General features: G+C 65.6%; 21 protein-coding genes, 2 tRNA genes and 3 rRNA genes. 13 read left to right on the forward strand and 13 right to left on the reverse strand.

Annotation, left to right across the window (positions count from 1 at the left end):
• Positions 1-447 precede the first annotated feature (447 nt).
• The 6 genes from AC1Z3O_RS20235 (at position 448) to AC1Z3O_RS20260 (ending at position 6,089) form a co-directional block, all read left to right on the forward strand.
• Positions 448-1,979, forward strand: a 16S ribosomal RNA gene (locus AC1Z3O_RS20235).
• Positions 1,980-2,040: 61 nt separating this feature from the next.
• Positions 2,041-2,117: transfer RNA gene (locus AC1Z3O_RS20240), tRNA-Ile, on the forward strand.
• Between the two features lie 11 nt (positions 2,118-2,128).
• A tRNA-Ala gene (locus AC1Z3O_RS20245) sits at positions 2,129-2,204 on the forward strand.
• Between the two features lie 295 nt (positions 2,205-2,499).
• Positions 2,500-5,377: ribosomal RNA gene (locus tag AC1Z3O_RS20250) — 23S ribosomal RNA — on the forward strand.
• A gap of 112 nt (positions 5,378-5,489) precedes the next feature.
• Positions 5,490-5,603: ribosomal RNA gene (gene rrf / locus AC1Z3O_RS20255) — 5S ribosomal RNA — on the forward strand.
• Together the 16S, 23S and 5S rRNA genes with 2 tRNA genes alongside form the textbook arrangement of a ribosomal RNA operon.
• A gap of 168 nt (positions 5,604-5,771) precedes the next feature.
• Positions 5,772-6,089: a GIY-YIG nuclease family protein gene (locus AC1Z3O_RS20260; protein WP_483517674.1), complete on the forward strand. Its 318-nt coding sequence runs from the start codon at positions 5,772-5,774 to the stop codon at positions 6,087-6,089.
• 19 nt (positions 6,090-6,108) lie between these two features.
• Here the strand turns inward: AC1Z3O_RS20260 and AC1Z3O_RS20265 are convergent, their stop codons facing one another.
• The gene (locus AC1Z3O_RS20265) at positions 6,109-6,531 is read right to left on the reverse strand and encodes an organic hydroperoxide resistance protein (protein WP_483517675.1); all 423 of its coding nucleotides are present in this window, start codon (positions 6,529-6,531) and stop codon (positions 6,109-6,111) included.
• Positions 6,532-6,876: 345 nt separating this feature from the next.
• Here AC1Z3O_RS20265 and AC1Z3O_RS20270 point away from each other — a divergent pair, with 345 nt between their 5' ends.
• Positions 6,877-8,340 (forward strand): DegQ family serine endoprotease, encoded by a 1,464-nt coding sequence (locus AC1Z3O_RS20270; protein ID WP_483517676.1) that lies wholly within the window; start codon positions 6,877-6,879, stop codon positions 8,338-8,340.
• A 296-nt stretch (positions 8,341-8,636) separates the two neighbouring features.
• Positions 8,637-8,957, forward strand: coding sequence for a hypothetical protein (locus tag AC1Z3O_RS20275; protein ID WP_483517677.1), 321 nt, complete (start codon positions 8,637-8,639; stop codon positions 8,955-8,957).
• 80 nt (positions 8,958-9,037) lie between these two features.
• Here AC1Z3O_RS20275 and AC1Z3O_RS20280 read toward each other — a convergent pair whose 3' ends face one another.
• From AC1Z3O_RS20280 to AC1Z3O_RS20295, 4 genes are all read right to left on the reverse strand, one after another.
• A complete protein-coding gene (locus tag AC1Z3O_RS20280; protein WP_483517678.1) occupies positions 9,038-9,202 on the reverse strand; it encodes a hypothetical protein in 165 nt (54 codons plus the stop codon).
• A 197-nt stretch (positions 9,203-9,399) separates the two neighbouring features.
• Positions 9,400-11,385, reverse strand: a complete 1,986-nt coding sequence (locus AC1Z3O_RS20285; RefSeq protein ID WP_483517679.1) for a transglutaminase TgpA family protein — start codon at positions 11,383-11,385, stop codon at positions 9,400-9,402.
• Positions 11,382-12,428 (reverse strand): DUF58 domain-containing protein, encoded by a 1,047-nt coding sequence (locus AC1Z3O_RS20290; RefSeq protein WP_483517680.1) that lies wholly within the window; start codon positions 12,426-12,428, stop codon positions 11,382-11,384. The genes AC1Z3O_RS20285 and AC1Z3O_RS20290 overlap by 4 nt, the downstream gene beginning before the upstream one ends.
• 7 nt (positions 12,429-12,435) lie before the next feature.
• A complete protein-coding gene (locus tag AC1Z3O_RS20295) occupies positions 12,436-13,353 on the reverse strand; it encodes an AAA family ATPase (protein WP_483517681.1) in 918 nt (305 codons plus the stop codon).
• A gap of 148 nt (positions 13,354-13,501) precedes the next feature.
• Between AC1Z3O_RS20295 and AC1Z3O_RS20300 the strand changes: the two genes are divergently transcribed.
• On the forward strand, positions 13,502-14,329 hold the full coding sequence (locus tag AC1Z3O_RS20300; RefSeq protein WP_483517682.1) for a phytanoyl-CoA dioxygenase family protein: 828 nt from the start codon (positions 13,502-13,504) through the stop codon (positions 14,327-14,329).
• Positions 14,330-14,378: 49 nt separating this feature from the next.
• Here AC1Z3O_RS20300 and AC1Z3O_RS20305 read toward each other — a convergent pair whose 3' ends face one another.
• Entirely contained in the window at positions 14,379-15,203 is an 825-nt protein-coding gene (locus tag AC1Z3O_RS20305; RefSeq protein WP_483517683.1) for an IclR family transcriptional regulator, read from the reverse strand.
• A 266-nt stretch (positions 15,204-15,469) separates the two neighbouring features.
• Here AC1Z3O_RS20305 and AC1Z3O_RS20310 point away from each other — a divergent pair, with 266 nt between their 5' ends.
• On the forward strand, positions 15,470-16,387 hold the full coding sequence (locus tag AC1Z3O_RS20310) for a LysR family transcriptional regulator (protein ID WP_483517684.1): 918 nt from the start codon (positions 15,470-15,472) through the stop codon (positions 16,385-16,387).
• 37 nt (positions 16,388-16,424) lie between these two features.
• Here the strand turns inward: AC1Z3O_RS20310 and AC1Z3O_RS20315 are convergent, their stop codons facing one another.
• Both AC1Z3O_RS20315 and AC1Z3O_RS20320 read right to left on the reverse strand, forming a co-directional pair.
• Positions 16,425-16,739 carry a hypothetical protein gene (locus AC1Z3O_RS20315; RefSeq protein WP_483517685.1) on the reverse strand — a complete coding sequence of 105 codons (315 nt, stop codon included), beginning with the start codon at positions 16,737-16,739 and terminating at the stop codon, positions 16,425-16,427.
• A gap of 156 nt (positions 16,740-16,895) precedes the next feature.
• The gene (locus AC1Z3O_RS20320; RefSeq protein WP_483517686.1) at positions 16,896-17,465 is read right to left on the reverse strand and encodes a YggT family protein; all 570 of its coding nucleotides are present in this window, start codon (positions 17,463-17,465) and stop codon (positions 16,896-16,898) included.
• A gap of 165 nt (positions 17,466-17,630) precedes the next feature.
• On the opposite strand from AC1Z3O_RS20320, the gene AC1Z3O_RS20325 reads away from it, so the two are divergent.
• Both AC1Z3O_RS20325 and AC1Z3O_RS20330 read left to right on the forward strand, forming a co-directional pair.
• Positions 17,631-18,083 carry a MarR family winged helix-turn-helix transcriptional regulator gene (locus tag AC1Z3O_RS20325; protein ID WP_483517687.1) on the forward strand — a complete coding sequence of 151 codons (453 nt, stop codon included), beginning with the start codon at positions 17,631-17,633 and terminating at the stop codon, positions 18,081-18,083.
• A 238-nt stretch (positions 18,084-18,321) separates the two neighbouring features.
• Positions 18,322-19,056 (forward strand): outer membrane lipoprotein, encoded by a 735-nt coding sequence (locus AC1Z3O_RS20330; RefSeq protein ID WP_483517688.1) that lies wholly within the window; start codon positions 18,322-18,324, stop codon positions 19,054-19,056.
• Positions 19,057-19,117: 61 nt separating this feature from the next.
• Here the strand turns inward: AC1Z3O_RS20330 and AC1Z3O_RS20335 are convergent, their stop codons facing one another.
• The 3 genes from AC1Z3O_RS20335 to AC1Z3O_RS20345 all read right to left on the reverse strand — a co-directional run bounded on the left by AC1Z3O_RS20335 (position 19,118) and on the right by AC1Z3O_RS20345 (position 22,088).
• The gene (locus AC1Z3O_RS20335; protein ID WP_483517689.1) at positions 19,118-20,656 is read right to left on the reverse strand and encodes an acyl-CoA synthetase; all 1,539 of its coding nucleotides are present in this window, start codon (positions 20,654-20,656) and stop codon (positions 19,118-19,120) included.
• A gap of 160 nt (positions 20,657-20,816) precedes the next feature.
• Positions 20,817-21,515 (reverse strand): dienelactone hydrolase family protein, encoded by a 699-nt coding sequence (locus tag AC1Z3O_RS20340; RefSeq protein WP_483517690.1) that lies wholly within the window; start codon positions 21,513-21,515, stop codon positions 20,817-20,819.
• Between the two features lie 135 nt (positions 21,516-21,650).
• Entirely contained in the window at positions 21,651-22,088 is a 438-nt protein-coding gene (locus AC1Z3O_RS20345) for a hypothetical protein (RefSeq protein WP_483517691.1), read from the reverse strand.
• Positions 22,089-22,984: 896 nt separating this feature from the next.
• Here AC1Z3O_RS20345 and AC1Z3O_RS20350 point away from each other — a divergent pair.
• Entirely contained in the window at positions 22,985-23,968 is a 984-nt protein-coding gene (locus AC1Z3O_RS20350) for a Bug family tripartite tricarboxylate transporter substrate binding protein (RefSeq protein ID WP_483517692.1), read from the forward strand.
• A gap of 56 nt (positions 23,969-24,024) precedes the next feature.
• Here the strand turns inward: AC1Z3O_RS20350 and hpaI are convergent, their stop codons facing one another.
• Together hpaI and AC1Z3O_RS20360 are read right to left on the reverse strand one after the other, a co-directional pair.
• Complete coding sequence (gene hpaI, locus AC1Z3O_RS20355) at positions 24,025-24,837, reverse strand: 4-hydroxy-2-oxoheptanedioate aldolase (protein WP_483517693.1); 813 nt, start codon at positions 24,835-24,837, stop codon at positions 24,025-24,027.
• Positions 24,838-24,873: 36 nt separating this feature from the next.
• Positions 24,874-26,400 carry an NAD-dependent succinate-semialdehyde dehydrogenase gene (locus AC1Z3O_RS20360; protein ID WP_483517694.1) on the reverse strand — a complete coding sequence of 509 codons (1,527 nt, stop codon included), beginning with the start codon at positions 26,398-26,400 and terminating at the stop codon, positions 24,874-24,876.
• Between the last annotated feature and the right edge of the window lie 71 nt (positions 26,401-26,471).

Below are 26,471 nucleotides of genomic sequence, written 5' to 3' on the forward strand. Positions count from 1 at the left end.
AGCACTTGCCAAGCTAGAGGAACTGGCCTAATATTCGCCCCCTCGCAACACGAAGCACCCGGCAAAGCCAGGCGCGACGCGGGTTGCGGGGTCGATGGGATGGTTGGTGGTGCTGCGAAGCGCGACTGACCGAAGCAAAAAAGATGCTTCGAACCTGTTGACGAAACGTAGAAAGTCGTTGATAATCTCGTTTCTCTGCTGCTGATAACGCAGCGACGCGGTAAGCAAAGCGAATCGCGTGAGTTCTTTAACAAACAAACAGCCGATAAGTGTGGGCGCTTGATGCAGGAAGCGGAAGACCTCGGTCTTTTAGCTTACAAGTTATCAGTGCTCGCACAGTAAACATGTTTGGTTTCGTCTTCGGACGGAGCCAGTCAGTTTTCTGAGAGTGAGCGACCGCTCGAAAGAGCGAGTCCCGTAGGGAAACCGAAAGGACACACAGAGATTGAACTGAAGAGTTTGATCCTGGCTCAGATTGAACGCTGGCGGCATGCCTTACACATGCAAGTCGAACGGCAGCGCGGACTTCGGTCTGGCGGCGAGTGGCGAACGGGTGAGTAATACATCGGAACGTGCCCTGTTGTGGGGGATAACTAGTCGAAAGATTAGCTAATACCGCATACGACCTGAGGGTGAAAGCGGGGGACCGTAAGGCCTCGCGCAATAGGAGCGGCCGATGTCTGATTAGCTAGTTGGTGAGGTAAAGGCTCACCAAGGCGACGATCAGTAGCTGGTCTGAGAGGACGATCAGCCACACTGGGACTGAGACACGGCCCAGACTCCTACGGGAGGCAGCAGTGGGGAATTTTGGACAATGGGGGCAACCCTGATCCAGCAATGCCGCGTGTGTGAAGAAGGCCTTCGGGTTGTAAAGCACTTTTGTCCGGAAAGAAATCCTTTGGGCTAATACCCCGGAGGGATGACGGTACCGGAAGAATAAGCACCGGCTAACTACGTGCCAGCAGCCGCGGTAATACGTAGGGTGCGAGCGTTAATCGGAATTACTGGGCGTAAAGCGTGCGCAGGCGGTTTTGTAAGACAGGCGTGAAATCCCCGAGCTCAACTTGGGAATTGCGCTTGTGACTGCAAGGCTAGAGTATGTCAGAGGGGGGTAGAATTCCACGTGTAGCAGTGAAATGCGTAGAGATGTGGAGGAATACCGATGGCGAAGGCAGCCCCCTGGGACGTCACTGACGCTCATGCACGAAAGCGTGGGGAGCAAACAGGATTAGATACCCTGGTAGTCCACGCCCTAAACGATGTCAACTAGTTGTTGGGGATTCATTTCTTCAGTAACGAAGCTAACGCGTGAAGTTGACCGCCTGGGGAGTACGGTCGCAAGATTAAAACTCAAAGGAATTGACGGGGACCCGCACAAGCGGTGGATGATGTGGATTAATTCGATGCAACGCGAAAAACCTTACCTACCCTTGACATGCCACTAACGAAGCAGAGATGCATTAGGTGCTCGAAAGAGAAAGTGGACACAGGTGCTGCATGGCTGTCGTCAGCTCGTGTCGTGAGATGTTGGGTTAAGTCCCGCAACGAGCGCAACCCTTGTCTCTAGTTGCTACGAAAGGGCACTCTAGAGAGACTGCCGGTGACAAACCGGAGGAAGGTGGGGATGACGTCAAGTCCTCATGGCCCTTATGGGTAGGGCTTCACACGTCATACAATGGTGCGTACAGAGGGTTGCCAACCCGCGAGGGGGAGCTAATCCCAGAAAACGCATCGTAGTCCGGATCGTAGTCTGCAACTCGACTACGTGAAGCTGGAATCGCTAGTAATCGCGGATCAGCATGCCGCGGTGAATACGTTCCCGGGTCTTGTACACACCGCCCGTCACACCATGGGAGTGGGTTTTGCCAGAAGTAGTTAGCCTAACCGCAAGGAGGGCGATTACCACGGCAGGGTTCATGACTGGGGTGAAGTCGTAACAAGGTAGCCGTACCGGAAGGTGCGGCTGGATCACCTCCTTTCCAGAGCGTGCTTCCTTAGTTAAGCGTTCACACTTATCGGTCTGTTTGCTGTTACAGCCAAGGGTCTGTAGCTCAGGTGGTTAGAGCACCGTCTTGATAAGGCGGGGGTCGTAGGTTCAAGTCCTACCAGACCCACCAAGTTATCTGAGGGGGGATTAGCTCAGCTGGGAGAGCACCTGCTTTGCAAGCAGGGGGTCGTCGGTTCGATCCCGTCATCCTCCACCATCGACCTTGGGTTGGACAAGCCAAATGCAAGCGCTTAGCGTTGAGTGCTTGCATTTGGCATTGGCCAAGCGACTGGACCTGGTCCAGATCGGCTGTTCTTTAACAATATGGGATGTAGTAAAGGTGTCACGGCGTGTTGATGAGACGCGCATGTAGTTTAACGTGATACCGGGTTGTGATTGTATCAACCAAAGTATTTAAGTGATCGAAAGATGACTTGGAATACGGCACAAATGCGAGAACTCAACCTGTAGCGAACCGTTTCAAGCGCGAGCTTGAGACACACTCGTTATAGGGTCAAGCGAACAAGTGCATGTGGTGGATGCCTTGGCGATCACAGGCGATGAAGGACGCGGTAGCCTGCGAAAAGCTTCGGGGAGCTGGCAAACAAGCTTTGATCCGGAGATGTCCGAATGGGGAAACCCGGCCCGTATGGGTCATCCCTTGCTGAATACATAGGCAAGGGAAGCGAACGCGGCGAACTGAAACATCTAAGTAGCTGCAGGAACAGAAATCAACCGAGATTCCCAAAGTAGTGGCGAACGAAATGGGAAGAGCCTTGTACTCTTTAGCAGTGTTGTTAGCAGAACGGGATGGAAAGCCCGGCCATAGCAGGTGATAGCCCTGTATGCGAAAACAGCGTTGTGGAACTAGGTGTACGACAAGTAGGGCGGGACACGTGAAATCCTGTCTGAAGATGGGGGGACCATCCTCCAAGGCTAAATACTCGTGATCGACCGATAGTGAACCAGTACCGTGAGGGAAAGGCGAAAAGAACCCCGGGAGGGGAGTGAAATAGATCCTGAAACCGCATGCATACAAACAGTCGGAGCCCTTTCGGGGGTGACGGCGTACCTTTTGTATAATGGGTCAGCGACTTACATTCAGTGGCAAGCTTAACCGATTAGGGCAGGCGTAGCGAAAGCGAGTCCGAACAGGGCGTTCAGTCGCTGGGTGTAGACCCGAAACCAGATGATCTATCCATGGCCAGGTTGAAGGTGCGGTAACACGTACTGGAGGACCGAACCCACTAACGTTGAAAAGTTAGGGGATGAGCTGTGGATAGGGGTGAAAGGCTAAACAAATCTGGAAATAGCTGGTTCTCTCCGAAAACTATTTAGGTAGTGCCTCGTGTCTCACCTTCGGGGGTAGAGCACTGTCATGGTTGGGGGGTCTATTGCTGATTACCCCGCCATAGCAAACTCCGAATACCGAAGAGTGCAATCACGGGAGACAGACATCGGGTGCTAACGTCCGGTGTCAAGAGGGAAACAACCCAGACCGCCAGCTAAGGTCCCCAAGATTGGCTAAGTGGGAAACGAAGTGGGAAGGCTAAAACAGTCAGGAGGTTGGCTTAGAAGCAGCCACCCTTTAAAGAAAGCGTAATAGCTCACTGATCGAGTCGTCCTGCGCGGAAGATGTAACGGGGCTAAGCCAGTCACCGAAGCTGCGGACGCACGCAAGTGCGTGGTAGGAGAGCGTTCTGTAAGCCAGTGAAGGTGTCTTGTAAAGGATGCTGGAGGTATCAGAAGTGCGAATGCTGACATGAGTAGCGATAAAGGGGGTGAAAGGCCCCCTCGCCGTAAGCCCAAGGTTTCCTACGCAACGTTCATCGGCGTAGGGTGAGTCGGCCCCTAAGGCGAGGCAGAGATGCGTAGCTGATGGGAAGCAGGTTAATATTCCTGCACCGTCGTATGATGCGATGGGGGGACGGATCGCGGAAGGTTGTCCGGGTGTTGGAAGTCCCGGTCCCTGCAGTGGAGAAGGCGCTTAGGCAAATCCGGGCGCGTAATTCAAGGCTGCGGGGCGAGCGACTCAGGTCGCGAAGCAATTGGAAGTGGTTCCAAGAAAAGCCTCTAAGCTTCAGTCATACGAGACCGTACCGCAAACCGACACAGGTGGGCGAGATGAGTATTCTAAGGCGCTTGAGAGAACTCGGGAGAAGGAACTCGGCAAATTGGTACCGTAACTTCGGGATAAGGTACGCCCTGGTAGCTTGACTGGCCTGCGCCAGAAGGGTGAAGGGGTTGCAATAAACTGGTGGCTGCGACTGTTTAATAAAAACACAGCACTCTGCAAACACGAAAGTGGACGTATAGGGTGTGACGCCTGCCCGGTGCCGGAAGATTAAATGATGGGGTGCAAGCTCTTGATTGAAGTCCCGGTAAACGGCGGCCGTAACTATAACGGTCCTAAGGTAGCGAAATTCCTTGTCGGGTAAGTTCCGACCTGCACGAATGGCGTAACGATGGCCACACTGTCTCCTCCCGAGACTCAGCGAAGTTGAAGTGTTTGTGATGATGCAATCTCCCCGCGGCTAGACGGAAAGACCCCATGAACCTTTACTGTAGCTTTGCATTGGACTTTGAACCGATCTGTGTAGGATAGGTGGGAGGCTTTGAAACCGGGACGCTAGTTTCGGTGGAGCCGTCCTTGAAATACCACCCTGGTTTGTTTGAGGTTCTAACCTTGGCCCGTGAATCCGGGTCGGGGACAGTGCATGGTAGGCAGTTTGACTGGGGCGGTCTCCTCCCAAAGTGTAACGGAGGAGTTCGAAGGTACGCTTGGTACGGTCGGACATCGTACCTAAAGTGCAATGGCAAAAGCGTGCTTAACTGCGAGACCGACAAGTCGAGCAGGTGCGAAAGCAGGACATAGTGATCCGGTGGTTCTGAATGGAAGGGCCATCGCTCAACGGATAAAAGGTACTCTGGGGATAACAGGCTGATACCGCCCAAGAGTTCATATCGACGGCGGTGTTTGGCACCTCGATGTCGGCTCATCTCATCCTGGGGCTGTAGCCGGTCCCAAGGGTATGGCTGTTCGCCATTTAAAGAGGTACGTGAGCTGGGTTTAAAACGTCGTGAGACAGTTTGGTCCCTATCTGCCGTGGGCGTTGGAATCTTGACGGGGGCTGCTCCTAGTACGAGAGGACCGGAGTGGACGTACCGCTGGTGTACCTGTTGTCTCGCCAGAGGCATCGCAGGGTAGCTATGTACGGAAGAGATAACCGCTGAAAGCATCTAAGCGGGAAACTCGCCTGAAGATGAGGATTCCCTGGAGGCTTGACCTCCTTGAAGGGTCGTTCGAGACCAGGACGTTGATAGGCTGGGTGTGGAAGCGCAGTAATGCGTTAAGCTAACCAGTACTAATTGCCCGTAAGGCTTGATCCTATAACCAGTGTGTTTCACTGGTTGACGTATCGCCTCTGTGCCGATACCTCACAACCAAGACTACATCCCTATTCGCTGCGACGGCTCAACCCCGGCACAGCAACCCTTTATGCCTGGTGACCATAGCGAGTCGGAACCACCCCTTCCCATCCCGAACAGGACCGTGAAACGACTTTGCGCCGATGATAGTGCGGACTACCCGTGTGAAAGTAGGTCATCGCCAGGCTCTCCATTCCCAGAACCCCCCAGATCCGAAAGGATCTGGGGGGTTTTGCTTTGCGGCTTCCGAGAAAAGACCTGACGCCCAGCTTCACCCAAGGCGATAATCGCTGGATACACGCGTAATACCCTCGGCTTCGTCACCTCAGGCGCCCACACCGCTCCATTCCTCGTCATGTCGACCCCCGCCACCTGGTACCTCTATCTGCTCGAGTGCGAGGGCAACACGATCTATACCGGCATCACCACTGACGTTCTGCGACGCTTTGCCGAGCACCAGGCCGGCACGGGCGCCAAATACACGCGTGCCCGTAAGCCGATCCGCATCCTCGGAAGCCGTGCCTTTCCCAGCCGCTCTGAGGCGTCGCGAGCCGAGGCCGCGGTCAAGCGCCTCAGCCCCGAGCAGAAGCGGGCCTATTGCGCCGGCCCGGAGCCGGCACCAGCACCCCAGCCGGCGAACAGTGCCGACGCCGATACCCCGGCAGCGGACTGACTTTGTCCGCGGGGCCGTGTCAGACCACGGTCAGCACGACGTCGATATTGCCGCGTGTTGCGTTGGAATAGGGGCAGACCTGGTGCGCTTGCTCCACCAGCTTCTGCGCTTCGGCCTTGTCGTAGCCCGGGATGGAAATCTTCAATTCCACCTGCAGGCCGAAGCCCTGGCCTGCCGGCCCGATGCCGACGGCACCCTCGATCGAGGTGTCGGCGGGCAGCACGGCCTTCTGCTGGCCGGCGACAAAGCGCATTGCACCGATGAAGCAGGCTGAGTAGCCCGCGGCGAACAGCTGCTCCGGATTCAGTCCATTGCCGCCACCGCCCATTTCCTTGGGAACTGCGAGCTTGATATCCAACTGGCCGTCGGATGTGACGGCGCGGCCGTCGCGGCCGCCGGTGGCGGTCGCGTGGGCGGTGTACAGCAATTTGTCGAGTTTCATGGCAGTTCCTGGTGGGTTCGTAGGAGTGAATACTCACCGCCCGCCCGGATATGGGCCTGATTCCGGCGTGCGATTTTCCAGCTTAGTGCCTGGCGTGGCAAAAAGCGCCTGACTGGCCAAAAATCCGGCGCAATGCCTTGCCCGGGGAAATGGCAGCGCAAGTCCGCCGCTGAACAATTCCCTTCTATTGAGAGTGGGCATGTGCTCACATGCTGGGCCCGCGATCGACCTGGTGCACATCAATGCCCTTCGGCAGTTTAAGTCTGACTTAAGGATCGTTGGATAGGATGGTTCCGTCGCGCCAGGGAAGGTTAAGGCGCCGGATATCAAAGAAAGGGACATTCCATGATTCGCCAGACTTTTGCTCGTTCGGCCGTCGGTATTGCCGCGTTGGCCGCCATTGCCGGAGGCTACGCCTATCTCCAGAAGGAAGTCATCCCGCCCACCTACGGCGCGACCTCGGTGGCGGCCGCACCGGCCCAGCCCGTGGCCGTGGCGAGCCCGGCCGACTTCTCTGGCATCGTGCAGCAATATGGTCCGGCAGTGGTCAATATCAGCGTGACCGCTCGCGCGCAGCGGACCTCCGCGCAGGTGCCGCAGGGCATGGATCCGGATGATCCCCTGTTCCAGTTCTTCAAGCGCTTCGGCCCGCAGTTCCAGATGCCGCAGAACAGCCAGCCGCAGCTTGTGCGCGGCCTGGGTTCGGGCTTCATCATCAATTCCGATGGCCTGATCCTGACCAACGCGCACGTGGTCGACGGCGCCCAGGAAGTCACCGTCAAGCTGACCGACAGGCGTGAGTTCAAGGCCAAGGTCCTCGGTTCCGATGCCCAGTCCGATATCGCGGTGATCCGCATCGACGCGAAGAACCTGCCGACCGTCAAGCTCGGCGATGCCTCGGTCGTGCGTGTCGGCGAGCCGGTGCTGGCGATCGGCTCGCCCTATGGTTTCGAGAATACTGCGACGGCCGGCATTGTCAGCGCGAAGTCCCGCTCGCTGCCCGACGACACCTATGTGCCCTTCATCCAGACTGACGTCGCGGTCAACCCCGGCAACTCGGGCGGCCCGCTGTTCAACCAGCGCGGCGAAGTGATCGGCATCAATTCGCAGATCTACAGCCAGACCGGCGGCTACCAGGGCCTGTCCTTCGCTATTCCGATCAATGTGGCGACGAAGGTCGAGCAGCAACTGGTCGAGCATGGCAAGGTGACGCGCGGCCGCCTGGGCATCGCGGTGCAGGAAGTCAACCAGGCGCTGGCCAACTCCTTCGGCCTGCCCAAGCCGTCGGGCGCGCTTGTCACCTCGGTCGAGCCTGACAGCCCGGCGGCCAAGGCGGGGCTGAAGGCGGGCGACGTGATCGTGCAGTTCAACGACGACGTAATCGACCACTCGGGCGATTTGCCGGAGCACGTGGCCGACATCAAGCCCGGCACCGACGGCACGGTGAAGATCATCCGCAAGGGTCAAGCGATGACCTTGAGCGTGAAGGTGGGCGCGGCGCGTGACCAGGCGGTGGCGCAGAAGAACGGCCCGAGCGAGGCCGGCGGCCGGCTTGGCCTGGCGGTGCGCGCGCTGACGCCCCAAGAGAAACGCGATAGCGGCATCGATGGCGGTCTGGTGGTGGAGGACGTGAGCGGTCCGGCCGCGCGGGTGGGCATCCAGCCCGGTGACGTGATCCTGTCGCTCAACGGCACGGCGATCACTTCCGCCGAGCAGCTGCGCTCGCTGGTGGCCAAGGCAGGCAAGCAGGTTGCGCTGCTGGTGCAGCGCGACGACGCGCGCATCTTCATTCCGCTCGATCTGGGCTGAGCGACCTAGATTGCGGTGAGGTCGACGGCGGCGCGGCGGGTAAACTGCCGCGCCGCCGTGCTCGTTTACGGTCCGTATACCTTGGGTAAACGGACGCGTATACGAGACGTATACGAAGCGTATACGCGCGGGGTATACCTCCCGCTAAGCCTTGCAGATCGCGGCATTCCGGCTCACAGGGGGGCTTCCAACGAGCGTCTTTACGGGTATCATCACGCCTGCGACGCATCAAATTCTGCTCCGTCCCCGCGACCGGTTCCCCGGGCGCAAGCCGGAGCGATTGAACAAGGAAGTCTATGCAGTTGGATTTCACCCGGGCCCCGGCCGGTGCGGGTACAGACAGAGCGCGCCGCGCGCCGCAGTCCACGCCGTCGGCGCCCCGCCGCCACAAGAAGACCGTAGCCCCGCATTGGGAGCGCGGTTACCGTTCACACTACTACCGCAATGAGCGCGGCGATAAGCTGGGCGAGGTCCGGCTGTCAGAGCGCGGCGACCTGCCCGTGGTCTACCATTGGGCCGCCGGCAACTATTCGGGCGCGGAAGGTTCGCTGGCCCATGCCCGCATGCGTGTGGAAGAGACCGTCGGTTTCGGCATGCGCCAACTCCCGTTGTTCTGATCCCGGGGATCCGTTTCCCTCGGGGTGGCCAGCGCTACCCCTCCGCCAAGCCGCGCTGCGCGGCAGCGACGCCGCCTCAGTCAAGCCGGCGCTGCATCAGCACGAAGCCCCTCGCGGCCAGTGCCAATACACGACCAGTCGACGACCAGTCGATAGAGATTCTCGCAGGCGATGAGCTGCGCCTGCTGCTCGACCAGCATATCCAGTTGCGCCACCGCCCCCTGATGGCTGTGTGCTGCGTCCATGCCTCGCACTGTCAGGGCTCTGCATCTGGCTGAGCCATTGCGTCACCGCTTCCGGCCCTTGTCCCGGCGCACCTGTCAGGTTCGCGTGCTCGGCGCACTGCCGATTCTGCAATAGCACCGCACCCAGCGCAGAGGTGAAGGCGTTGACCACAGGCCGCGTGCGTGAGTACCACGTTCAAGTGGTTGGGCCGACAAGATCAGCGGGAACGAGGCAGGCGTGCCAGCTTGCGCAGCGTAAGCCGCATCGCGGCGATTTCAGCGCCGCGATGTGCGGCCGGCAGCTCGCCATAGCGCAGCCGTATGTAGTGATCGATAAAGGCATGCACGAGTGGCGCGGCGGCCGGCAGCCTCGCGCCTGCGCGTTCCGCGAAGGCACGCGGCCCTTCGGCCGGCCCGCGGGCACAGCCAAGCCTGTCCAGCGTTTTGCAGAAGCGGGCATAGAGCACGGTCACCGGGTCGGCATGTCGACGGCGCAGCCACAGCGGCAGCGGCAGCATCAGGGCCAGCATGGCCAGCCCGGCAAGCAGCACCTGCGGCTGGCTGGTGCCGATGCCGAGCCGCTGCAGCAGCCTGGCCTGCTGCTTGCGGTCGTACTGCACGACCCAGCGCTGCCACGCGTAGACCATGCCGTCCCAGCCCCAGCGCACCTGGCGCAGCCATGCGGGGCCTTGGGGCCATCCGCTCAGGCCGCCGGCTTCTGCGCTCAGCGCTTCGGCGGCGCCCTGTTCGATGCGGCTGGGGGACACCGCCCCGGTGGGGTCCACGCGGACCCAGCCGCGGCCGGCCAGCCAGACCTCGGCCCAGGCATGGGCATCGGCCTGGCGCACGATATAGTGGCCGCCGATCGGGTTGTACTCTCCGCCCTGGTAGCCGGCAACCACGCGTGCCGGTACGCCGGCGGCACGCATCAGGAAGACGAAGCTGCCGGCATAGTGCTCGCAGAAGCCGCTGCGCGTGTCAAAGACGAAGCTGTCCACCTGCTGCGCGCCCAACGGTGGTGGTGACAGCGTATAGCGGAAGGGGGCGGCGGCGAACAGGCGCAGTGCAGCCTGCACGCGCTGCCAAGGATCCGCATAGCTGTCTGCCCATTGCTGCGCCAGCGCACGGCTGCGCGGATTGCCGGGCGGCAGGGCCAGCGCGGCCCGCTGAGCCTGGGCGTCGAGCGGCTGCGGCGCCGGCGGCGTGGAGCGGGCGCGATAGTGCAGCCGCTGGCCGATTGGCGCGCTGGCGAGGAATTCGCCGTCGACGGTGACGCCGATGGCGGTGCCGTCGCGCTCGAGCGTCTGGCCGCGATCGAGCAGCAGCAGCCAGCGCTGTCCGCTCGGTTCGAGGGTCACGTCGTAGTCGACGCTGCCATCCTCTGCGTCGGGTGCGGGAGCCTGGGCCGGCTGCACAGCGCGCCGGCGTGCGGCATTTGGCAGCCAGGCCTGCCCGTCATAGTCCCACAGCACCATGGCACGCCAGTAGAGCGCCGCGTTGGGCAGCGGGGCGCCGCGGATGGTGGCGTGCAGGGCCAGCTCCGGCGAGCGGATCAGCTCGCCGACGCTGCCCGGCCGCATGGTGTCGCTCAACCCCGTGGTTCCGGCCGTGGACGAATCCGGCAATCGCCACAGCGGCTGGTCCAGCCGCGGGAACAGGACGAAGAGCAGCAGCGCCCAAGGCAGTCCGAGCAGTACCATGCGGCCCAGCAGCCGCCAGGCGGCGAGCCGGCCGCGCGCCTCGGGGTGCTGCAGCCACAGCCAGTTGCGCAACAGCCAGGCCGCCACCGCGGCGCCGTAGAGGGCCAGCCAGAACGGCTGGTCGAACAAGTAGAGGCTCAGCAGCAGGTAGAAACAGAGCTGGGTCACCAGGGTGGCGTCGCCCAGGGCTCGGCATTCCAGCAGCTTGAGGATGACGAAGGCACCGAGCAGCGCCACCGACAGCTCGCGGCCGAAGCTGCCGCCTGACTGCCAGGCCAGCGCCGCGGCCGTCAACAGAACCAGGCCGGCCACCACGGCCATCATCAGCCGGGAAGGCAGTGGTGCGCGCTGGCTCCACAACAGCCAGCGCCACAGCAGCAACAGCATCAGCAGCAGGCTCACCGTGAAAGGCAGGGTGCGGGCTTGCGGCGCCAGCACCAGCGCGAGCTGCCCCAGCAGCAGGCCGTGTTCGTCGTGCCCGAGCGGGCGCGTGCTCACCGTCACGGCGGGCCTCCGGCAGGCGCACCGGGCCAGAGTGCGAGGGCCTCCAGGCAGGCGCGCCGCTGTGCCGTGCCGCTGGCGGGCGGTATCTCGACACCGGGCAGCCGCAGGCCGAAACGGACGGATTCGTCCGCTGCCAGCACCCAGGCACACAAGCGGGACAGCCTGGCCTCATGGTCGAACGAGGCGGGTATGGCCTGCCATTCGAGCCAGCAGGCGGGCCGTGTCTCGGGGCTGCCGTCGCGTGTCATCCAGCGGCCGGTGCGCGCGCTGTGCTTCCAGGCGATGCGGTGCAGCGGGTCGCCATTGCGGTAGCGGCGCAACTGGTCGATGCCGTCCTCGCCGCCGCGCGCGCTGGGCCCGTCTCCTGCAGACTGTGCTGCCCAGGGCGGCGGCGGCGCGCCGGGCTCGGGCGCAGGATAGACCAGCGCGGCCAGTGGCAGGTCGGCATGGCTCCAGACATGGAAGAGCCCTAGTGGAAAGCGGCTCGACAGGGTCAGGCGCGGCAGGACCAGCCAGCCGCGGCGTGGCGCTTCGAGCTGCAGGGCGAGCGCCGTGTCTGCAGCCGGCTCCAGGTGCAGGCTGTCCCGCTCGGGCACCTTATCTCCCGCCACGCGCGGCACCACCCCGAAACGGGGCGCTGCCTCTGCATTGCGCAGCCGGATGTGGAAGGTGACCGTGCTGCCGGCGAAGGCGGTGCCGGCCCTGCCGCCGCTCACGGCCAGGTCGAGCAGGTTGCGGTAGGCCTGCCACATGCAGCCCATGCCGAGGCCGCTGAGGAGGAAGGTCAGGGCCAGGCCCAGGCTGATGTTGTAGTTGAGCGCAGTCAGCAGCATGGCCGCCAGCAGCACGGCAAAGCCGAATCCGCTGCGGGTCGGGAGGATATAGAGATGGCGGCGGTCGAGCGTGACCACGCCGTCCACCGGCTCGCGGCGGCGGCGCAAGCGCATGGCGCCCCGCGTCTTGCCGGCCTGCGTCTCGCCGGCCTGCGGCGGGCGGTGGCGGGCGCCAGGTCCCGCCGCGGCATCTGGCTGGGCGCGCAGCATGGGAGACTCAGGGAATCGCGACTTCGGCCAGCAGCTCGGCCATGGCCTCGTCGGCGCCGGCCGCCGTCCCGGGCAAGAGCCGGTGGGCCGCCACCGCGGCGAAGACGGCCTGCACGTCTTCCGGCAGAACCAGCTCGCGTTGATCGAGCAAGGCCCAGGCGCGTGCGCAGGCGAGCAGCGCCAGCCCGGCGCGCGGCGACAGGCCGGCGGCGAATTCGCGCCGGCCGCGCGTGGCCTGCACCAGCGCCAGCACGTAGTCGACCAGCGCCGGGCTGGTATAGACCTGTGCCGCCGCCGCCTGCAGGGCGCGCACCAGGGCGGCATCCACGATCGCCGGTGCCTCTGCCTGGCCTGCGCCGCCCAGGTAGAGCACGCGTTCGAAGGCCGGGTCCGGGTAGCCCAGGGACAGCCGCATGGTGAAGCGGTCGAGCTGGGATTCGGGCAGCGCGTGGGTGCCCAGCTGCTCCAGCGGATTCTGCGTGGCAATCACGAAGAAGGGCGCGGGCAGGGCATGGGTGGTGCCATCGTGGGTGACCTGTCCTTCGGCCATGGCCTCGAGCAGGGCGCTCTGCGTCTTGGGCGGGGCGCGGTTGATTTCGTCGGCGAGCACCACCTGGGAGAACACTGGCCCGGGATGAAAGCGGAATTCGCCGGCCTCGCGCAGGAAGATCGAGACGCCGATCAGGTCGGCCGGCAGCAGGTCACTGGTGAACTGGACGCGCCGGTACTGCAGGCCCAGCGTGCGCGCCAGCGCGTGGGCAAGCGTGGTCTTGCCCACGCCCGGCAGGTCTTCCAGCAGCAGATGGCCGCGTGCCAGCATGCACGCCAGCGCGAGCCGGACCTGGAGTGGTTTGCCGAGCACGATGCGGCCCAGCTGTGTCTGCGCCTCGGCGAGCGCGTTGGCAATTCTCGGTCGGGCGGTCACGACAGCCGGCTCCGGGTGGGGGTGACGCGACATTGTAGCGGTGGCCGTACCGGTGCGGACTGTCCGCTGGCGCACGGTCGTGCGGGTTCACCGGGGCGGCCCGCTTCTGGCATTATCGAAGCTATTGCCGATCAACCAGTCACACGCGATGACTTCCCCGCAGCAACTCTCCCCGACGGCGCCCGACGCGGCCCGCGGGCGCACTCCGCTTCCCGCCGCGCTGGACAAGCTGGCCGCGGATTTCCACCAGGATGGTTACCTCGTCTTGCGCGGCTTCGCGCCCGAGGCCGTATGCGCGGCGCTGGAGCAGGTGGCCCGCCAGCAGTTGGCGGGCGCCGTGCCCCCCGTGGAGTACGAGGCCGAACTCGGCTACCCGGGCGCGCCGACCAGCCGCGATGCCGAGGGCGGCGGCACCGTGCGGCGCCTGCGCCAGGCCTACGGCCGCGATGAGGCGTTTCGCCGCTGGGCAGGCGATCCGGCGCTGGTGCAGGTCGTGGAGGGGTTGCTTGGCGAGCCGGCACGGCTGACGCTGGCGCACCACAACTGCGTGATGACCAAGCATCCGCACTTTGGCAGCGAGACCGGCTGGCACCGCGATACGCGCTACTGGTCCTTTGCCAGCCCAGAGCTCGTGACGGTCTGGCTGGCGCTGGGCGACGAAGACGAACGCAATGGCGTGCTGCGCGTGATTCCCGGCTCGCACAAGGTGACGCTGGCGCCGGAGCAGCTCGACGCGCTGGAGTTCCTGGTCGAGGCGCATCCGGCCAGCCAGGCGCTGCTGCAGCGGATCGTGCCGCTGTCGCTGCATCGCGGCGACGTGCTCTTCTTCGACAGCCGCCTGTTCCACAGCGCGGGGCGCAATGTCTCCGATGCGGTCAAGCTGTCGGTAGCCTTCGCCTATCATGGCGCCAGCAACCACGCGCTGCCGGGCACGCGTTCGGCGGCATTCGGCAGCGTGGCGCTGCCGCCGGCCTGAGCGGGCATGCCCTTGCGCGGCAGATCGCCGCGCAGGGAGCCGCCGCGCCTCAGGTGCGCAGGCCGACCAGGTTGGAGATCTTCTCGGAGGCGGCCAGCAGCGGCGGCAGGAAGTTCTTCACCATGTCTGCGGCGCTGGTGCGGTTGGCCTGGCCGCTGATATTGATGGCCGCGATCACCTGTCCTGCGCGGTTGCGGATGGGCGCGGCCAGCGACACCAGGCCTTCCTCCAGCTCCTGATCGTTCTCTGCCCAGCCGCGGGCGCGGATGTCCGCGATGACAGTCTTGAGCGCATCGATGCCGGTCACGGTGTTGCGCGTGCGGGCGCGCAGGTCGGAGGCGCGCAGCACCCGGTCCAGCTCCGCCTCGGGCAGGCCCGCGAGCAGCACTCTTCCCATCGACGAACAGTAAGCCGGCAAGCGGCTGCCGATCGACAGGTTGATGGTCATGATCTTCCGTGCCGGCACGCGCAGCACGTAGACGATCTCCGTGCCGTCCAGCACCGAGATGGAACAGCTCTCGTGCACCTCCTGCGACAGCGCCTCCATGATCGGCTCGGCCAGGTTCCAGAACGGCATCGAGGTCAGGTAGGCGAAGCCGAGGTCCAGGATCTTGGGCGTCAGGCGGAACAGCCGGCCATCGGCCTGCACGTAGCCGAGGCCGACCAGGGTCAGCAGGATGCGGCGCGCGCCGGCCCGCGTCAGGCCGCTGGCCTGGGCGATCTCGGTCAGCGTCTGGGCCGGATGCTCGGCGCTGAAGGCGCGGATCACGGACAGGCCGCGCGCAAAGGATTGCACGTAGCTGTCACTCGGCTTCTCGGCGGCCGGGCCGGCGCCGGGTTCGGCGGTCGGGGTGGGGGTGGCTGGGGTGCCCATCGGTGAAATCGGCACGATGCCGAATAGCACGGAAAGGCCGAAAGGGTAGAGGAAATGCGCGTTCGGCGCCAGTGCCGGAGGCGGCGCACGGCACGGGCGGAGCCCGGTGCAAGGCCGGGGCCGAGCCGCGCAAAAGTGATCCTCGGTGCGTATCGCACGGGCGGGCCGGCGGCCTGGCGGCCTCTACTGCAGACGGGCACCGCTGCGTGCCGCATAATGTCGCGCGAATGAAATATACGGCGGGGCTGTAGAGGGAAGTATCGTCAGTGAACGAAACGATTCAGTGGAACGACTGGGAGGCTTTTTGCTGCGTGGTGGAGTACGGCACCTTCACCGCGGCGGCTGAGCAGCTCGAGTGCCCGAAGTCGCGGGTTTCGGCGGCGGTGGCCAGGCTGGAGGACGCCATCGGCGCCAAGCTGCTGGAGCGCACCACGCGCCGGATGCGCTTGACCGACGCCGGCAGCGCCGTCTACCGCGACGTGGCGCCCCTGTTCGCGCGGCTGCGCGAAATCCGCCAGGAAACGTTGGCGCGCGAAGAGCGCGTGCAGGGCGTGCTGCGCATCGCCACGCCGTATGAGTTCGGCGCCCAGCAACTGGGCGGCGTGATCTGCCGCACGCTGGAGGCCCATCCTGCGCTCGATGTATCGATCGAGACGGCGCAGGGCCTGGTGGATCCGATCCGCGATGGCTTCGACATTGCCTTCGTCGCGGTGGACGCCGACCTGCCGGATTCCGGTACCGTCGCCCGCCGCATCTACCATGTCGAGCGCGGCCTGTTCGCCGCGCCGGCACTGGCCGCGACGCTGCCGCAGCAGGCGAAGCCTGAGCAGCTCGCCAACCTGCCGGTGCTGACCACGCCGGGCGATACGGTCTGGGAGTTTATGTACGAGGGGGAGAGCGTCTCAGTACCGATCCGTCCGCGCATGCAGACCTTCAATGCCGAGTTGCGCTTGCAGGGAGCGCTGGCGGGGCTGGGCATCGCGCGCCTGGCACTGCACTACTGCGAAGCGGAGGTGGCCCAGGGCAGACTGGTGCGGATATTGCCCGAATACACGCCGCCGCCGCTGCGGGTCTTTGCCCTGCTGCCGGACCGGCGTTTGCAGCCGCGCAAGGTGCGGGCCTTCATGGATGAGATCGAATCGATGCTGGCCACGCAGGAGCAGGCCGGTATCGCGCTCGCCTGACGGCTGGGGGAGCAGCCGTCGGCGTGGCTGGCGCGGATCAGGCGCCTTCGGTGTAACCGTCGCGGCCGCCGATGTGCGCGCCTTCGGAATACGTGTCCCGGGTGCCGAGGTTGGCGCCCTCCGAGTACGGGTCGCGGTTGCCGATGCGCGCGCCTTCCACGAACGGATCGCGGTTGCCGATGCGGGCGCCCTCGGAGTAGGGATCGCGCGCGCTGAGGTGGCCGATGCTGCCGTCGAGGCGGGCGAGGTCGGAAACCGGGCTGGCGGCGTGGGCAGCGCTGGCGGCCATCGAGAGGCCGATCGCGCAGAGCAGGGAGATGGCGATGCTGCGGGTTTGTGCGGGAGTCTTCATGATGCTTCTCTTTCGTTCCTGGCAGTGGTCGTGGTCGAAGCCACGTTGCCCGTAATGTAGAACTTGCCGAGGAACAGAAAAAGCATCAATCATCAAAACACTGTCCAGCCACCTGGACAATGCCGCGTGGTGCCGTAGGCGCCACACGGCTGGCAGTTACAGCAGGAAGTGGCTGCTGGAAATGCCGGCACCCAGGCGCGCGATCACCATCAGCAGGATCTGCGCGATCACGAACAGCACCAGCGGCGAGATGTCGAAACCGCCCAGGCGCGGCACGACGCGCTGGATCGGGCGCAGCAGTGGCGCAGTCAGATGATGGATGATCGGTGTGACGGGGGAGTGCGGGTTGACCCAGGACAGCAGCGCCATGAGCAGCGTGACCCACATCACCAGGCTCACCGTCCACTTGAGCACGCTGGGAATCGCCATCAGCAGGGTGAACGGCAGGAAGTCGAGCGGGTTGCCGCCGGAGACTGCCAGCGCCAGCGTGAGATAGACGACGCCCGTCAGCCAGGCGGCGATCAGCGTGGCCCAGTCGAAGCCGCCGATGCCGGGAATGAGGCGGCGCAAGGGGCGCACCAGCCAGTCCGTCACCTGGAACACGCCCTGCGAGACCGGATTGCGGGTCGGCAGCCGCGTGAGCTGCATCCACAGGCGCAGCAGCAGCGCCATGCCGAACAGGGTGAAGACGGTATCGAGCAGGAAGAGTGCAATTTCCGTGAACATCAGGGAGTTTCCGTGGGCGTTGGAAAGAGGCCGCAAAGGGTCAGCAACCGCACGATTCTGCCACAGCCCTCGCCCGCTCCGGCAGCGAATGGGGAGATTGCGGCGCTCCGATCCCTATAATGAGCATCGGCGCCCAAGCGCCGGTTCCCATCTTGCCCAGCAGACATGACCCGCCGTTCCACCGCTGCCCCGCCCCCGCTCGATAAGCAGGACTTCGAAGCCCTGTCCGACTTTCGCTACCAGCTGCGCCGCTTCTTGCGCTTCTCCGAGGATGCCGCGCGCGGCGAAGGGATTACGGCCCAGCAGTACCTGCTGCTGCTGCATGTGCGAGGCTGTCCGGGCAAGGACTGGGCCTCGATCGGCGAACTGGCCGAGCGGCTGCAAGCCAAGCCGCATGGCGTGGTTGCGCTGGTCAACCGCTGCGAGGAAGCTGGCCTGGTCAGGCGCCAGGTCAACGCCGATGACCGCCGCATCGTCGAGGTGCGCCTGCAGCCCAAGGGCGAGCGCTGCCTGGCCCGGCTGGCCATGCTGCACCGAAGTGAACTCGAATCGCTGAAGGGTACCTTCCGCGTGGCACGCATCACTGCGTTCAACGACGACGGCGCGGAACGGGGCTGACACGGCGGACAAGCAGGGCGCTGCAGGCGAGCGGCTCCACGCGCTTTCCGGCCCTCAGGCACGCTAGCGAAGGGTTGCCGAAACATGGTTCTGCTGCGGCGTGACACGCTGCCAAGGGTAAACGTGCCGCCCCGTTACAGTGTGTTACCAATCAGTGTTCCTGGTGACACCCGCCATGCGGCCGCGGCCCTAGACTCCCGCGCATCGTCGATAACAATGCGCTGGAGCCGCTGCCATCATGTCCCTTTCCGCCCGTTCCCTGCTGTCCGCCACCGCCGCCGCGCTCGCCGTGCTGGCACTGGGCGGCTGTGCCACCGCGCCATATGGCTATGGGGGATACGGCGGCTATGGCAATAGCTATAGCAACGGCTACACCAATGGCTACGGCGGGACCTATGGCAGCAGCTACGGCAGCGGTACCTATGTGAGCCAGGACGGCTATGGCAGCACCGCCACGTCGTATCCGGTCGCGACGGCGCCGGAGTATACGCAAGCCTATCCCCAGTCGCCCAGCTATCCGCAGCAGCCTGCCTATGGCCAGGCGCCGGCCTACCCGCAGCAGTCCGGCTACCCGCAGCAGCCGGCCTACGGCGAGCCAGGCTACGCGCAGGGCGCAGCCGGCGCTCCCGCCTATGGCGTGCGCTATGGCTGGGTGGAGTCCATCGAGCTGCTGCAGGCGCAACCGGCGGGCACCAGCGGCGCCGGCGCCGTGGTGGGCGGCCTCGTCGGCGGACTGCTGGGCCACCAGGTCGGAGGCGGGCGCGGCAATACCGTGGCCACGATCGGCGGGGCGGTGGTCGGGGCGCTGGCAGGCAACGAGGTCGAGAAGCGCGCCAGCACCGCGCCGCAGGTCTTCCGGCTGCGCGTGCGCACCAACGACAACGCCTACCTGACGCTGACGCAGTCCGACGCCTATCATCTGCGCAACGGCGACCGCGTGAAGATCGAGAACGGCGTGGCGATGCCCTACTGAGCGCCCGCTGGTGCCCGCTGGTGCCCGCTGGTGCCCGCTGGCGGCCCGGTGCCGCCACCGTTCAGTCGCCGAACAATCCCGCGTAGTCGTCGCGCAGCTGGCGCTTGAGCAGCTTGCCCGCGGTGTTGCGCGGCAGGTCGTTCACGAAGACGATGCGCTTGGGGACCTTGAATGCTGCCAGGCTGGCGCGTGCATGCGCCAGCAGGTTCTCCTCGCGGGTCTCGTTGCCGCGCTTCAACACCACACAGGCCGTCACCGCTTCCACCCACTTCGGGTGCGGCAGCGCGATCACCGCCACCTCGCCGACCGCGTCATGCGTGTACAGGCATTCTTCCACTTCGCGGCTCGATACCAGCACGCCGCCGGAGTTGATCACGTCCTTGATGCGGTCGACCACGTAGAGATAGCCGGCCTCGTCCATATAGCCGAGGTCGCCGGAGTGGAACCAGCCGCCGGCGAATGCGTCGGCGGTCTGCTCGGGCTTGTCCCAGTAATGGGTGAGCAGCTGGGGCGAGCGATGCACGATCTCGCCCAGCTCGCCCGGTGCAGCATCGCACATCTTCTCGTCGACGATGCGGGTCTCCACGTTGAGCACGGGCCGCCCGGCCGACGCGGGCCTGTCCCGGTGCTCGTCCGGGCCCAGCACGGTGGCGAGCGGGCCGATTTCGCTCTGGCCGTAGCAGTTGTAGAAGCTGAGCGCCGGCAGCCTGGCCTGCAGTTCCATCAGCACCGGCACCGGCATGATCGAGGCGCCGTAGTAGGCCTTGGTCAGCGAGCCAAGGCGTGCCGGGTCGAAATCGGCATGGCGCAGCAGGGCGATCCACACCGTGGGCGGCGCGAAGAAGCTGTTGATTTTCTCCTCATGGATGGTACGCAGGCAGAAGCCGGCCTCCGGGCTGTCGGCGATCAATGAAGTGCCGCCCATCAGCAGCAAGGGCATCAGGAACACGTGCATCTGCGCCGAGTGGTAGAGCGGCAGCGCGGCCAGCGCGCGGTCGCCGGCACGGATGTCGCAGCAGGCGATGGCGCTGGCGTACTCCGCGAGCAGCGCGCGGTGCGTCATCACCGCACCCTTGGGTGCCGAGGTGGTGCCCGAGGTGTAGAGGATCTGTGCGGGCATGTCCTCGCTGAGCGCCGCTGCGATGTCAGCCTGCGGACCCTGGGCGGCGGCCTGCAGCACGTCGTGCGCGCCGCCGCCGTGCAGCGTGCCGCTAAGCCGGCACGGCAGGCCGGCAACCCGCTCGGCCAGCGAAGGATCGGCAAACACCGCGCTGGCGCCGGACTGGCCGATGATGTACTCGGCCTCCTTGCGCGTCATCGAGTAATTGACCGGCACGTGGATCAGGCCCGCGCGCAGGCAGCCCAGCCACAGCAGCAGGTAGGCGTCGGAGTTCTTGCCGAAGGCCGCCACGCGATCGCCCGGCTGCAGGCCCCAGGCGGCGAGGGCGCCCGCTACGCGAGCGCTGGCCAGTTCCAGCTCCAGGAAGGTCCAGGCACGTTCGCCGAAGCGGATGGCGACGCGGTCGGGGTTGCGCCGCACGGCACGCGCGATGGCGTCGGGAATGGTATTGCGCAGGGCACGCTGCTGCTCTGACTGCATGGTGGTCTCCGTCGTTATTGTTTGGGGCCAGCAAGTCTGAAAAGCGGGTTTGGCGCCCAGCATAAGGGTGCCAGAGGGCAGTTGGCAAGGCGCCGCCGGCAGTTGCCGGCGGCGCAGGAACGCCTTGAAGCGCTTAGCGTAGAGCGCTTAGGTAGAGCGCTTAGAGCGCGCCCGCGAGGAAGGTCAGCGCGCGGCCGTGCGACAGCGCCGCGGAGCGCTGGTGGTAAGAGGCGCGTGCCCAGCAGTTGAAGCCGTGGTCGGCCTGGTCGTAGACGAAGACTTCGGCGTCCTTGCCGGCCACGGCATCGCGCACCTGCTGCACGGCCTCGGGCGGGATGTGCGCATCCAGGGCGCCGTAGTGGAACTGCACTGGCACCTGGATCGATGCGGCTTCCTGCAGATTGTTCTGGATGCCGCCGCCGTAGAACGGTACCGCGGCATCGACCAGCCCGCGCGCGGCGGACAGGTAGGACAGCAGGCCGCCGAAGCAGTAGCCCACCGCGGCGACCTTGCCGCCGCCCGTCTCCTTGCGCAGGGCATGTACGGTCGCGCCGATATCCTGCACGGCAAGGCCGACATCGACCTGCTTGCGCAGCGAGAGCCCACGCTCCATGTCTGCACCGACGTAGCCCAGCTCGACGCGCGGCGCGAGCCGCCAGAACACGTCCGGCGCGAGCACCACGTAGCCATCGGCGGCAAACTGGTCGGCCACCGCGCGGATGTGCTCGTTGACGCCGAAGATTTCCTGCAGCAGGACGATGCCCGGTGCGCCGGCTTGCAATGCGGCGGGCGGCAGGCTCAGGTAAGCGTCGAAGCTGCCCATCTCGGCTTCGATGCGGATCCAACGGCTTTGCGGCATGGTGGCTTGCTCCATCGTGATTGAGTCAGAGCGCAAGTGTGCCACCGCTGTCCGCATCGTGCAGGGCCCCCGGGCACGCCGGGCATGCGGGACGCAGGAGACGGGCCGCAGGAAGCGGGCCGCTACGCTGCTACGCTACCAGTTGAGTTGCTTGCTCTGGCCCGAGCCGAGGTCGACGCGTTTTTCCACGCCCAAGTACGTTGCGCTGATCTGGTACCTGCCCTTCGGGGCCTTGATCAGGCAGCGCGGTCCTTCAGCCTGGAACGATGCCACTTCCGTACCATTGTGCTTGACCGTGACTTCCACGTCCGACAGATACTCGCCGCGCTGTCCCTGCGTGAACAGCAGGCTCATGTCATAGTGCCGCGCATCGGCCTGCAGCGCCTGCTGCTCGTCTGCGCCGACGCCGCCGCAGACATAGGTGATGGGGCCGGTAGTGGCGGGAACCATCGGGGTCGCGGGGACCGCGGCCGCACTCGTACCCGGTGTGAGCAGGGCTGTGTATAGCGCCAGGACGCCGAGCAGGGCGGCGTGGCCGCTACTGATGCGCATGGGGTTGTACTTGCCTTGCATGAGTTGACTCCTAAGAACACTACATAGATTGGACGATGGCATGGCGCCATTGTTCAACCCACTACCCCATGGGGCACATATCGAGGCGATATGCCAGGGAGCCGGCACAAGGCTTGTCGGCGTTCGACTGACATGGTGCACGCGCGATGCACATCCTCACGCGCATGGCTCACGCGCATGCCTCACATGCGCCGTTCGTTTATTCGCGCTTCATCACACAGCATTGACGCATGTGCGTCACATGAAAAGGGGATGTGCATCCGATGCACATAGGCAAACGCGCACTCGTGCACGTGCACGTGCAGCGCGCGCAAGGCACGCAGCGCGTGCGTGAGATGTCCGGCCGGGCAGCGACAACTTGCGGGGCACATTCGCACGCGTGCACCACCGCGCCGCGTTGCCGCGCATCCGGCTGACGGTCCTGCCTCGCGTTCCTGTGTGGCGGGCTGGCGAAGGCATCGGCCTCGATCGGCAGCTGCCTGCGCACCTGGTACGCAGCGCTATCCGGCACGAACGCTGACTGCGAGCCTTGGGCCCTCGGCCATCGTCGTCCCCCTTTCTACAGAGCGCACGGCGGCGCCCTGCCAGCGGAAGCGGCATCGGGCTGCCTCCCACCTGCTAGGGGTCAACCCTAGTCTCGAGCCTCCACAAGAGGCGTTATATTTTGATCGATGTTCCAATAATGGATCGGTGTTTCATGGGCAAAACAAAGACGCAGTAGGAGCGCTCGATTGGCCGCTGGCCGCTGGGCGATGCAACTCCGCGGCGGTGTTCGTGTCGATCGCCGCGCTGACGCTGATCGGCGTGGTCGCCTACGCGGGCGTGGTATGGGCCGAGCGCAGGCTGCGGCATTACCTGCCGCGCGCTTCGGTGTCGACAACATGAGGAGGAGCGTAATGATGACGCGTGTTGCCTTGGCCTTTGGCCTCACTTGTATCCTCGCCGGTGCTTCGGCGCCGGCCGTCGCGGGGCTGCCCGCTTGCAAGCCGCTGCGCGTGGTGGTGCCCTTCCCGGCGGGCGGCGTGGCCGACCTGCTGGCGCGCGCGATCGGCCACGGCATGCAGAAGCGCAACGGCGCTTCCGTGCTGGTCGACAACAAGCCCGGCGCCAACGGCAATATCGGCATGGACGCCGTGCGCCGCGCCGCCGGCGACGGCTGCACGCTGGTGATTGCGCCGGCGGGTAACCTCACCATCAACCCCACCCTGATGCCGGCGCTGCCCTACCAGGTCGAACGCGACTTCCGCCCGGTGGCGCTGCTGGCGAGCTCGCCGAACGTGCTGGCGGTCCATCCCGCGGTGAAGGCGCACAACGTTGCCGAGCTGGTGCAGCTCGCCAAGCAGACGAACCCGCCGCTCGGCTTCGCCAGCCCCGGCGTTGGCAGCGGGCTGCATCTGGCCGGCGAGCTGTTCGCGCAGAAGGCGGGCGTCACGCTGCTGCACGTGCCCTACAAGGGCACCACGCAGGCGGTCAACGACGTGGTGGGTGGACAGGTCCCCGTCCTGCTCGGCGCGCTGCCCACGCTGGCGCCCTTCATCCAGTCGGGCGCGCTGCGCGCGCTTGCCGTCACGCAGGCACGCCGCTCGCCGGCCGCGCCGCAGATCCCCTCACTGGCGGAGCAGGGCATTGCGGGCGTGGAAGTCAGCTCCTGGTATGCGCTGATGGCACCGCGCGCCACGTCGGCGCCGGTGGTCGACGGCCTCTACCAGGAAGTGCGCGCGGTGCTGGCGACGCCCGCCGTGCGCACGGAACTGCAGCGCCAGGGCATGGAGCCGGTTGCCGGCGCGGACGGCGCGCCGGACGCGCTGGCTGCGCGCATCCGCAGCGAGACGGCGGCCTGGGCTGCGCTGATCCGCACGCACGGAATCAAGGCGGAGTAGCGCGGCGGCCCAGGCCAAGGCGCGGCGCCGTGCGGAACGGCGCCGCTGGCTTCGGCTCAGTAGGGGCCCGAGGCGGCGGGGCCTGCCGGCGCGGCGGGCGCGGCCGCCGGCAAGAAGTCACGCGCGAGTGCGCGCGTGGCGGTGGCGAGCAGGCGCACGTCCAAGCCCACGGCGACAAAGGTGCAGCCGAGCGCCAGGTAGCGGCGCGCCAGCGCCGGATCGGGGGTGAGCGTGCCGGCCGCCTTGCCGCTGGCCACGATGCGGCGGATTGCGTCTTCGATGGCCGCCTGCACCTCCGGATGGCCGGGATTGCCGCGATGGCCGAGCGAGGCGCTCAGGTCGGCCGGGCCGATGAAGACGCCGTCCACGCCGTCCACCGCGCAGATGGCTTCGAGGTTGTCCAGCGCCTGGCGGGTCTCGGCCTGCACCAGCAGGCAGGCCTCGGCATCGGCGCGATCCAGGTAGTCGCGGCGCAGGTCCCAGCGCGAGACGCGCGCCGCGCCGCTGCCCACGCCGCGGATGCCGGCCGGCGGATAGCGCATCGCCGAGACGAGCTGGCGTGCCTGCTCGGCCGTGTCCACCATCGGCACCAGCAGCGTCTGCGCGCCGATGTCGAGCAGCTGCTTGATCCGCGCGGTGTCGCCGTGCGGCGGCCGCACGATCGGATGCGCGCGGTAGGGTGCGACGGCCTGCAACTGGGTCAGCACATTGCGCACGTCATTGGGCGCGTGCTCGCCGTCGAGCAGCAGCCAGTCGAAGCCGGCGGTGGCGCAGACTTCGGTGGAGTAGGCGTCGGGCAGCGAGATCCACAGGCCGATCTGCGCGCGGCCGGCCGCGATGGCGGCCTTGAAGGTGTTGTCGTAGGACATGATGGAAGTCTCCGGCACAGGGAAAGGCGCGGCGCCTCAGCGCGCCGCGCACCGTTCCAGGTTGCCCTGGCAAACATACTTCGTGTGCAGGTAGTCGTCCAGCCCGTAGCGCGAGCCTTCCCGCCCGTAGCCGGATTCCTTGATGCCGCCGAAGGGCGCCGCCTCGCTCGACAGCGCGCCTTCGTTGACGCCCACCATGCCGGCCTCCAGCGCCTGCGCCACGTCCCACACGCGGGCGATGTCGCGCGAATAGAAGTAGGCGGCGAGCCCGTAGGGCGTGGCGTTGGCCATGGCGATGGCCTCAGCCTCGGTGGTGAAGTGGAACACCGGCACCAGCGGGCCGAAGGTCTCCTCCTGGTTGAACTGCATCGCCGTGGTGGCGCCGCTCAGCACGGTGGGCGCGAAGAAATGGCCGCGCGGCGCCTCGGCGCAGTCGTGGCGCGCGCCGCCGGTGACGAGCTGCGCGCCCTTGGCCAGCGCGTCTTCCACGTGGTGCTGCACCTTGGCCAGCGCGCGCTGGTTGATCAGCGGGCCGACCTCGGCCGCGCCGGCGGCGGCCGGCCCGACGCGCAGCGCGCCGACCGCGCGCGCCAGCGCGGCGACGAAAGCGTCGTGGATGCCGTCTTGCACCAGCACGCGGTTGGGGCAGATGCAGGTCTGGCCGGCGTTGCGGAACTTGGCGGCGAGCAGGCCGGCCACAGCGGCATCGATGTCGGCGTCATCGAAGACGATGAAGGGTGCGTTGCCGCCGAGTTCCAGCGAGAGCTTCTTCAGCGTGTCGGCGCTGGCGCGCGCCAGATGCTTGCCGACCGCGGTGGAGCCCGTGAAGGAGACCTTGCGCACGCGCGCATCGGCCAGCCAGGCATCGGCCACGGCCGGAGTCTGTGCGCGCGAGGCGGGCAGCACGTTGACTACGCCGGCTGGCGCGCCGGCCTCCTGCAGCAGCCGCGCCAGCGCCAGCGCCGTCAGCGGCGTGTCCTCGGCCGGTTTGGCCACCACCGTGCAGCCCGCTGCCAGTGCCGGCGCGATCTTGCGCGCCAGCATGGCGAGCGGGAAGTTCCAGGGCGTGATGGCCGCCACTACGCCGACCGGCTCCTTGAGCACGAACAGCTTCTTGCCGGCCTGTGCCTCGGGGAGGATATCGCCGTGGATGCGGCGCGCCTCTTCGGCGAACCATTCGACGTAGGAGGCGCCATACAGCACCTCGCCGCGGCTTTCTGCCAGCGGCTTGCCTTGCTCGAGCGAGATCAGCCGCGCCAGGTCCTCCTGGTGCGCCAGGATGGCGGCGTGCCAGCGCTTGAGCAGCGCGCCGCGCTCGCGTGCCGGCGTCGCGCGCCAGCCGGCGAAGGCGCGCTGGGCGGCATCCACCGCGGCGACAGCGTCGGCCGCGCCGCAATCGGGCACCTCGGCCACGGTGTCGCCGCTGGCGGGATCGGTCACGGCGAAGCGGCGCCCGTCGGCGGCGTCGCGCCAGGCACCGTCGATCAGGCAGCGGGACACGATCAGGTCGGCACGGGATGGGGCCAGGGACGCCGGCAGCGTCGGGGAAGGAGTCGAGGGCATGGTGTGCGTGAGGAAACGAAACAGCGGAAAGGAGGCCGCGCGGCGCATCGCTGCCGCGCGGTGAGGGAGTG

Source organism: Cupriavidus sp. 09_S30 (assembly GCF_056930435.1).

Bases quoted from the DNA above. Each gene is read 5' to 3' on its own strand.
- AC1Z3O_RS20280 (WP_483517678.1), bottom strand. From the start codon at position 9,202: ATGGACGCAGCACACAGCCATCAGGGGGCGGTGGCGCAACTGGATATG.
- AC1Z3O_RS20345 (WP_483517691.1), bottom strand. From the start codon at position 22,088: ATGCAAGGCAAGTACAACCCCATGCGCATCAGTAGCGGCCACGCCGCC.
- hpaI (WP_483517693.1), bottom strand. From the start codon at position 24,837: ATGTCCTACGACAACACCTTCAAGGCCGCCATCGCGGCCGGCCGCGCG.
- AC1Z3O_RS20360 (WP_483517694.1), bottom strand. From the start codon at position 26,400: ATGCCCTCGACTCCTTCCCCGACGCTGCCGGCGTCCCTGGCCCCATCC.
- AC1Z3O_RS20300 (WP_483517682.1), top strand. From the start codon at position 13,502: ATGACTTCCCCGCAGCAACTCTCCCCGACGGCGCCCGACGCGGCCCGC.
- AC1Z3O_RS20260 (WP_483517674.1), top strand. From the start codon at position 5,772: ATGTCGACCCCCGCCACCTGGTACCTCTATCTGCTCGAGTGCGAGGGC.
- AC1Z3O_RS20275 (WP_483517677.1), top strand. From the start codon at position 8,637: ATGCAGTTGGATTTCACCCGGGCCCCGGCCGGTGCGGGTACAGACAGA.
- AC1Z3O_RS20340 (WP_483517690.1), bottom strand. From the start codon at position 21,515: ATGCCGCAAAGCCGTTGGATCCGCATCGAAGCCGAGATGGGCAGCTTC.
- AC1Z3O_RS20330 (WP_483517688.1), top strand. From the start codon at position 18,322: ATGTCCCTTTCCGCCCGTTCCCTGCTGTCCGCCACCGCCGCCGCGCTC.
- AC1Z3O_RS20325 (WP_483517687.1), top strand. From the start codon at position 17,631: ATGACCCGCCGTTCCACCGCTGCCCCGCCCCCGCTCGATAAGCAGGAC.
- AC1Z3O_RS20335 (WP_483517689.1), bottom strand. From the start codon at position 20,656: ATGCAGTCAGAGCAGCAGCGTGCCCTGCGCAATACCATTCCCGACGCC.
- AC1Z3O_RS20350 (WP_483517692.1), top strand. From the start codon at position 22,985: ATGATGACGCGTGTTGCCTTGGCCTTTGGCCTCACTTGTATCCTCGCC.
- AC1Z3O_RS20305 (WP_483517683.1), bottom strand. From the start codon at position 15,203: ATGGGCACCCCAGCCACCCCCACCCCGACCGCCGAACCCGGCGCCGGC.
- AC1Z3O_RS20265 (WP_483517675.1), bottom strand. From the start codon at position 6,531: ATGAAACTCGACAAATTGCTGTACACCGCCCACGCGACCGCCACCGGC.
- AC1Z3O_RS20290 (WP_483517680.1), bottom strand. From the start codon at position 12,428: ATGCTGCGCGCCCAGCCAGATGCCGCGGCGGGACCTGGCGCCCGCCAC.
- AC1Z3O_RS20320 (WP_483517686.1), bottom strand. From the start codon at position 17,465: ATGTTCACGGAAATTGCACTCTTCCTGCTCGATACCGTCTTCACCCTG.
- AC1Z3O_RS20315 (WP_483517685.1), bottom strand. From the start codon at position 16,739: ATGAAGACTCCCGCACAAACCCGCAGCATCGCCATCTCCCTGCTCTGC.
- AC1Z3O_RS20270 (WP_483517676.1), top strand. From the start codon at position 6,877: ATGATTCGCCAGACTTTTGCTCGTTCGGCCGTCGGTATTGCCGCGTTG.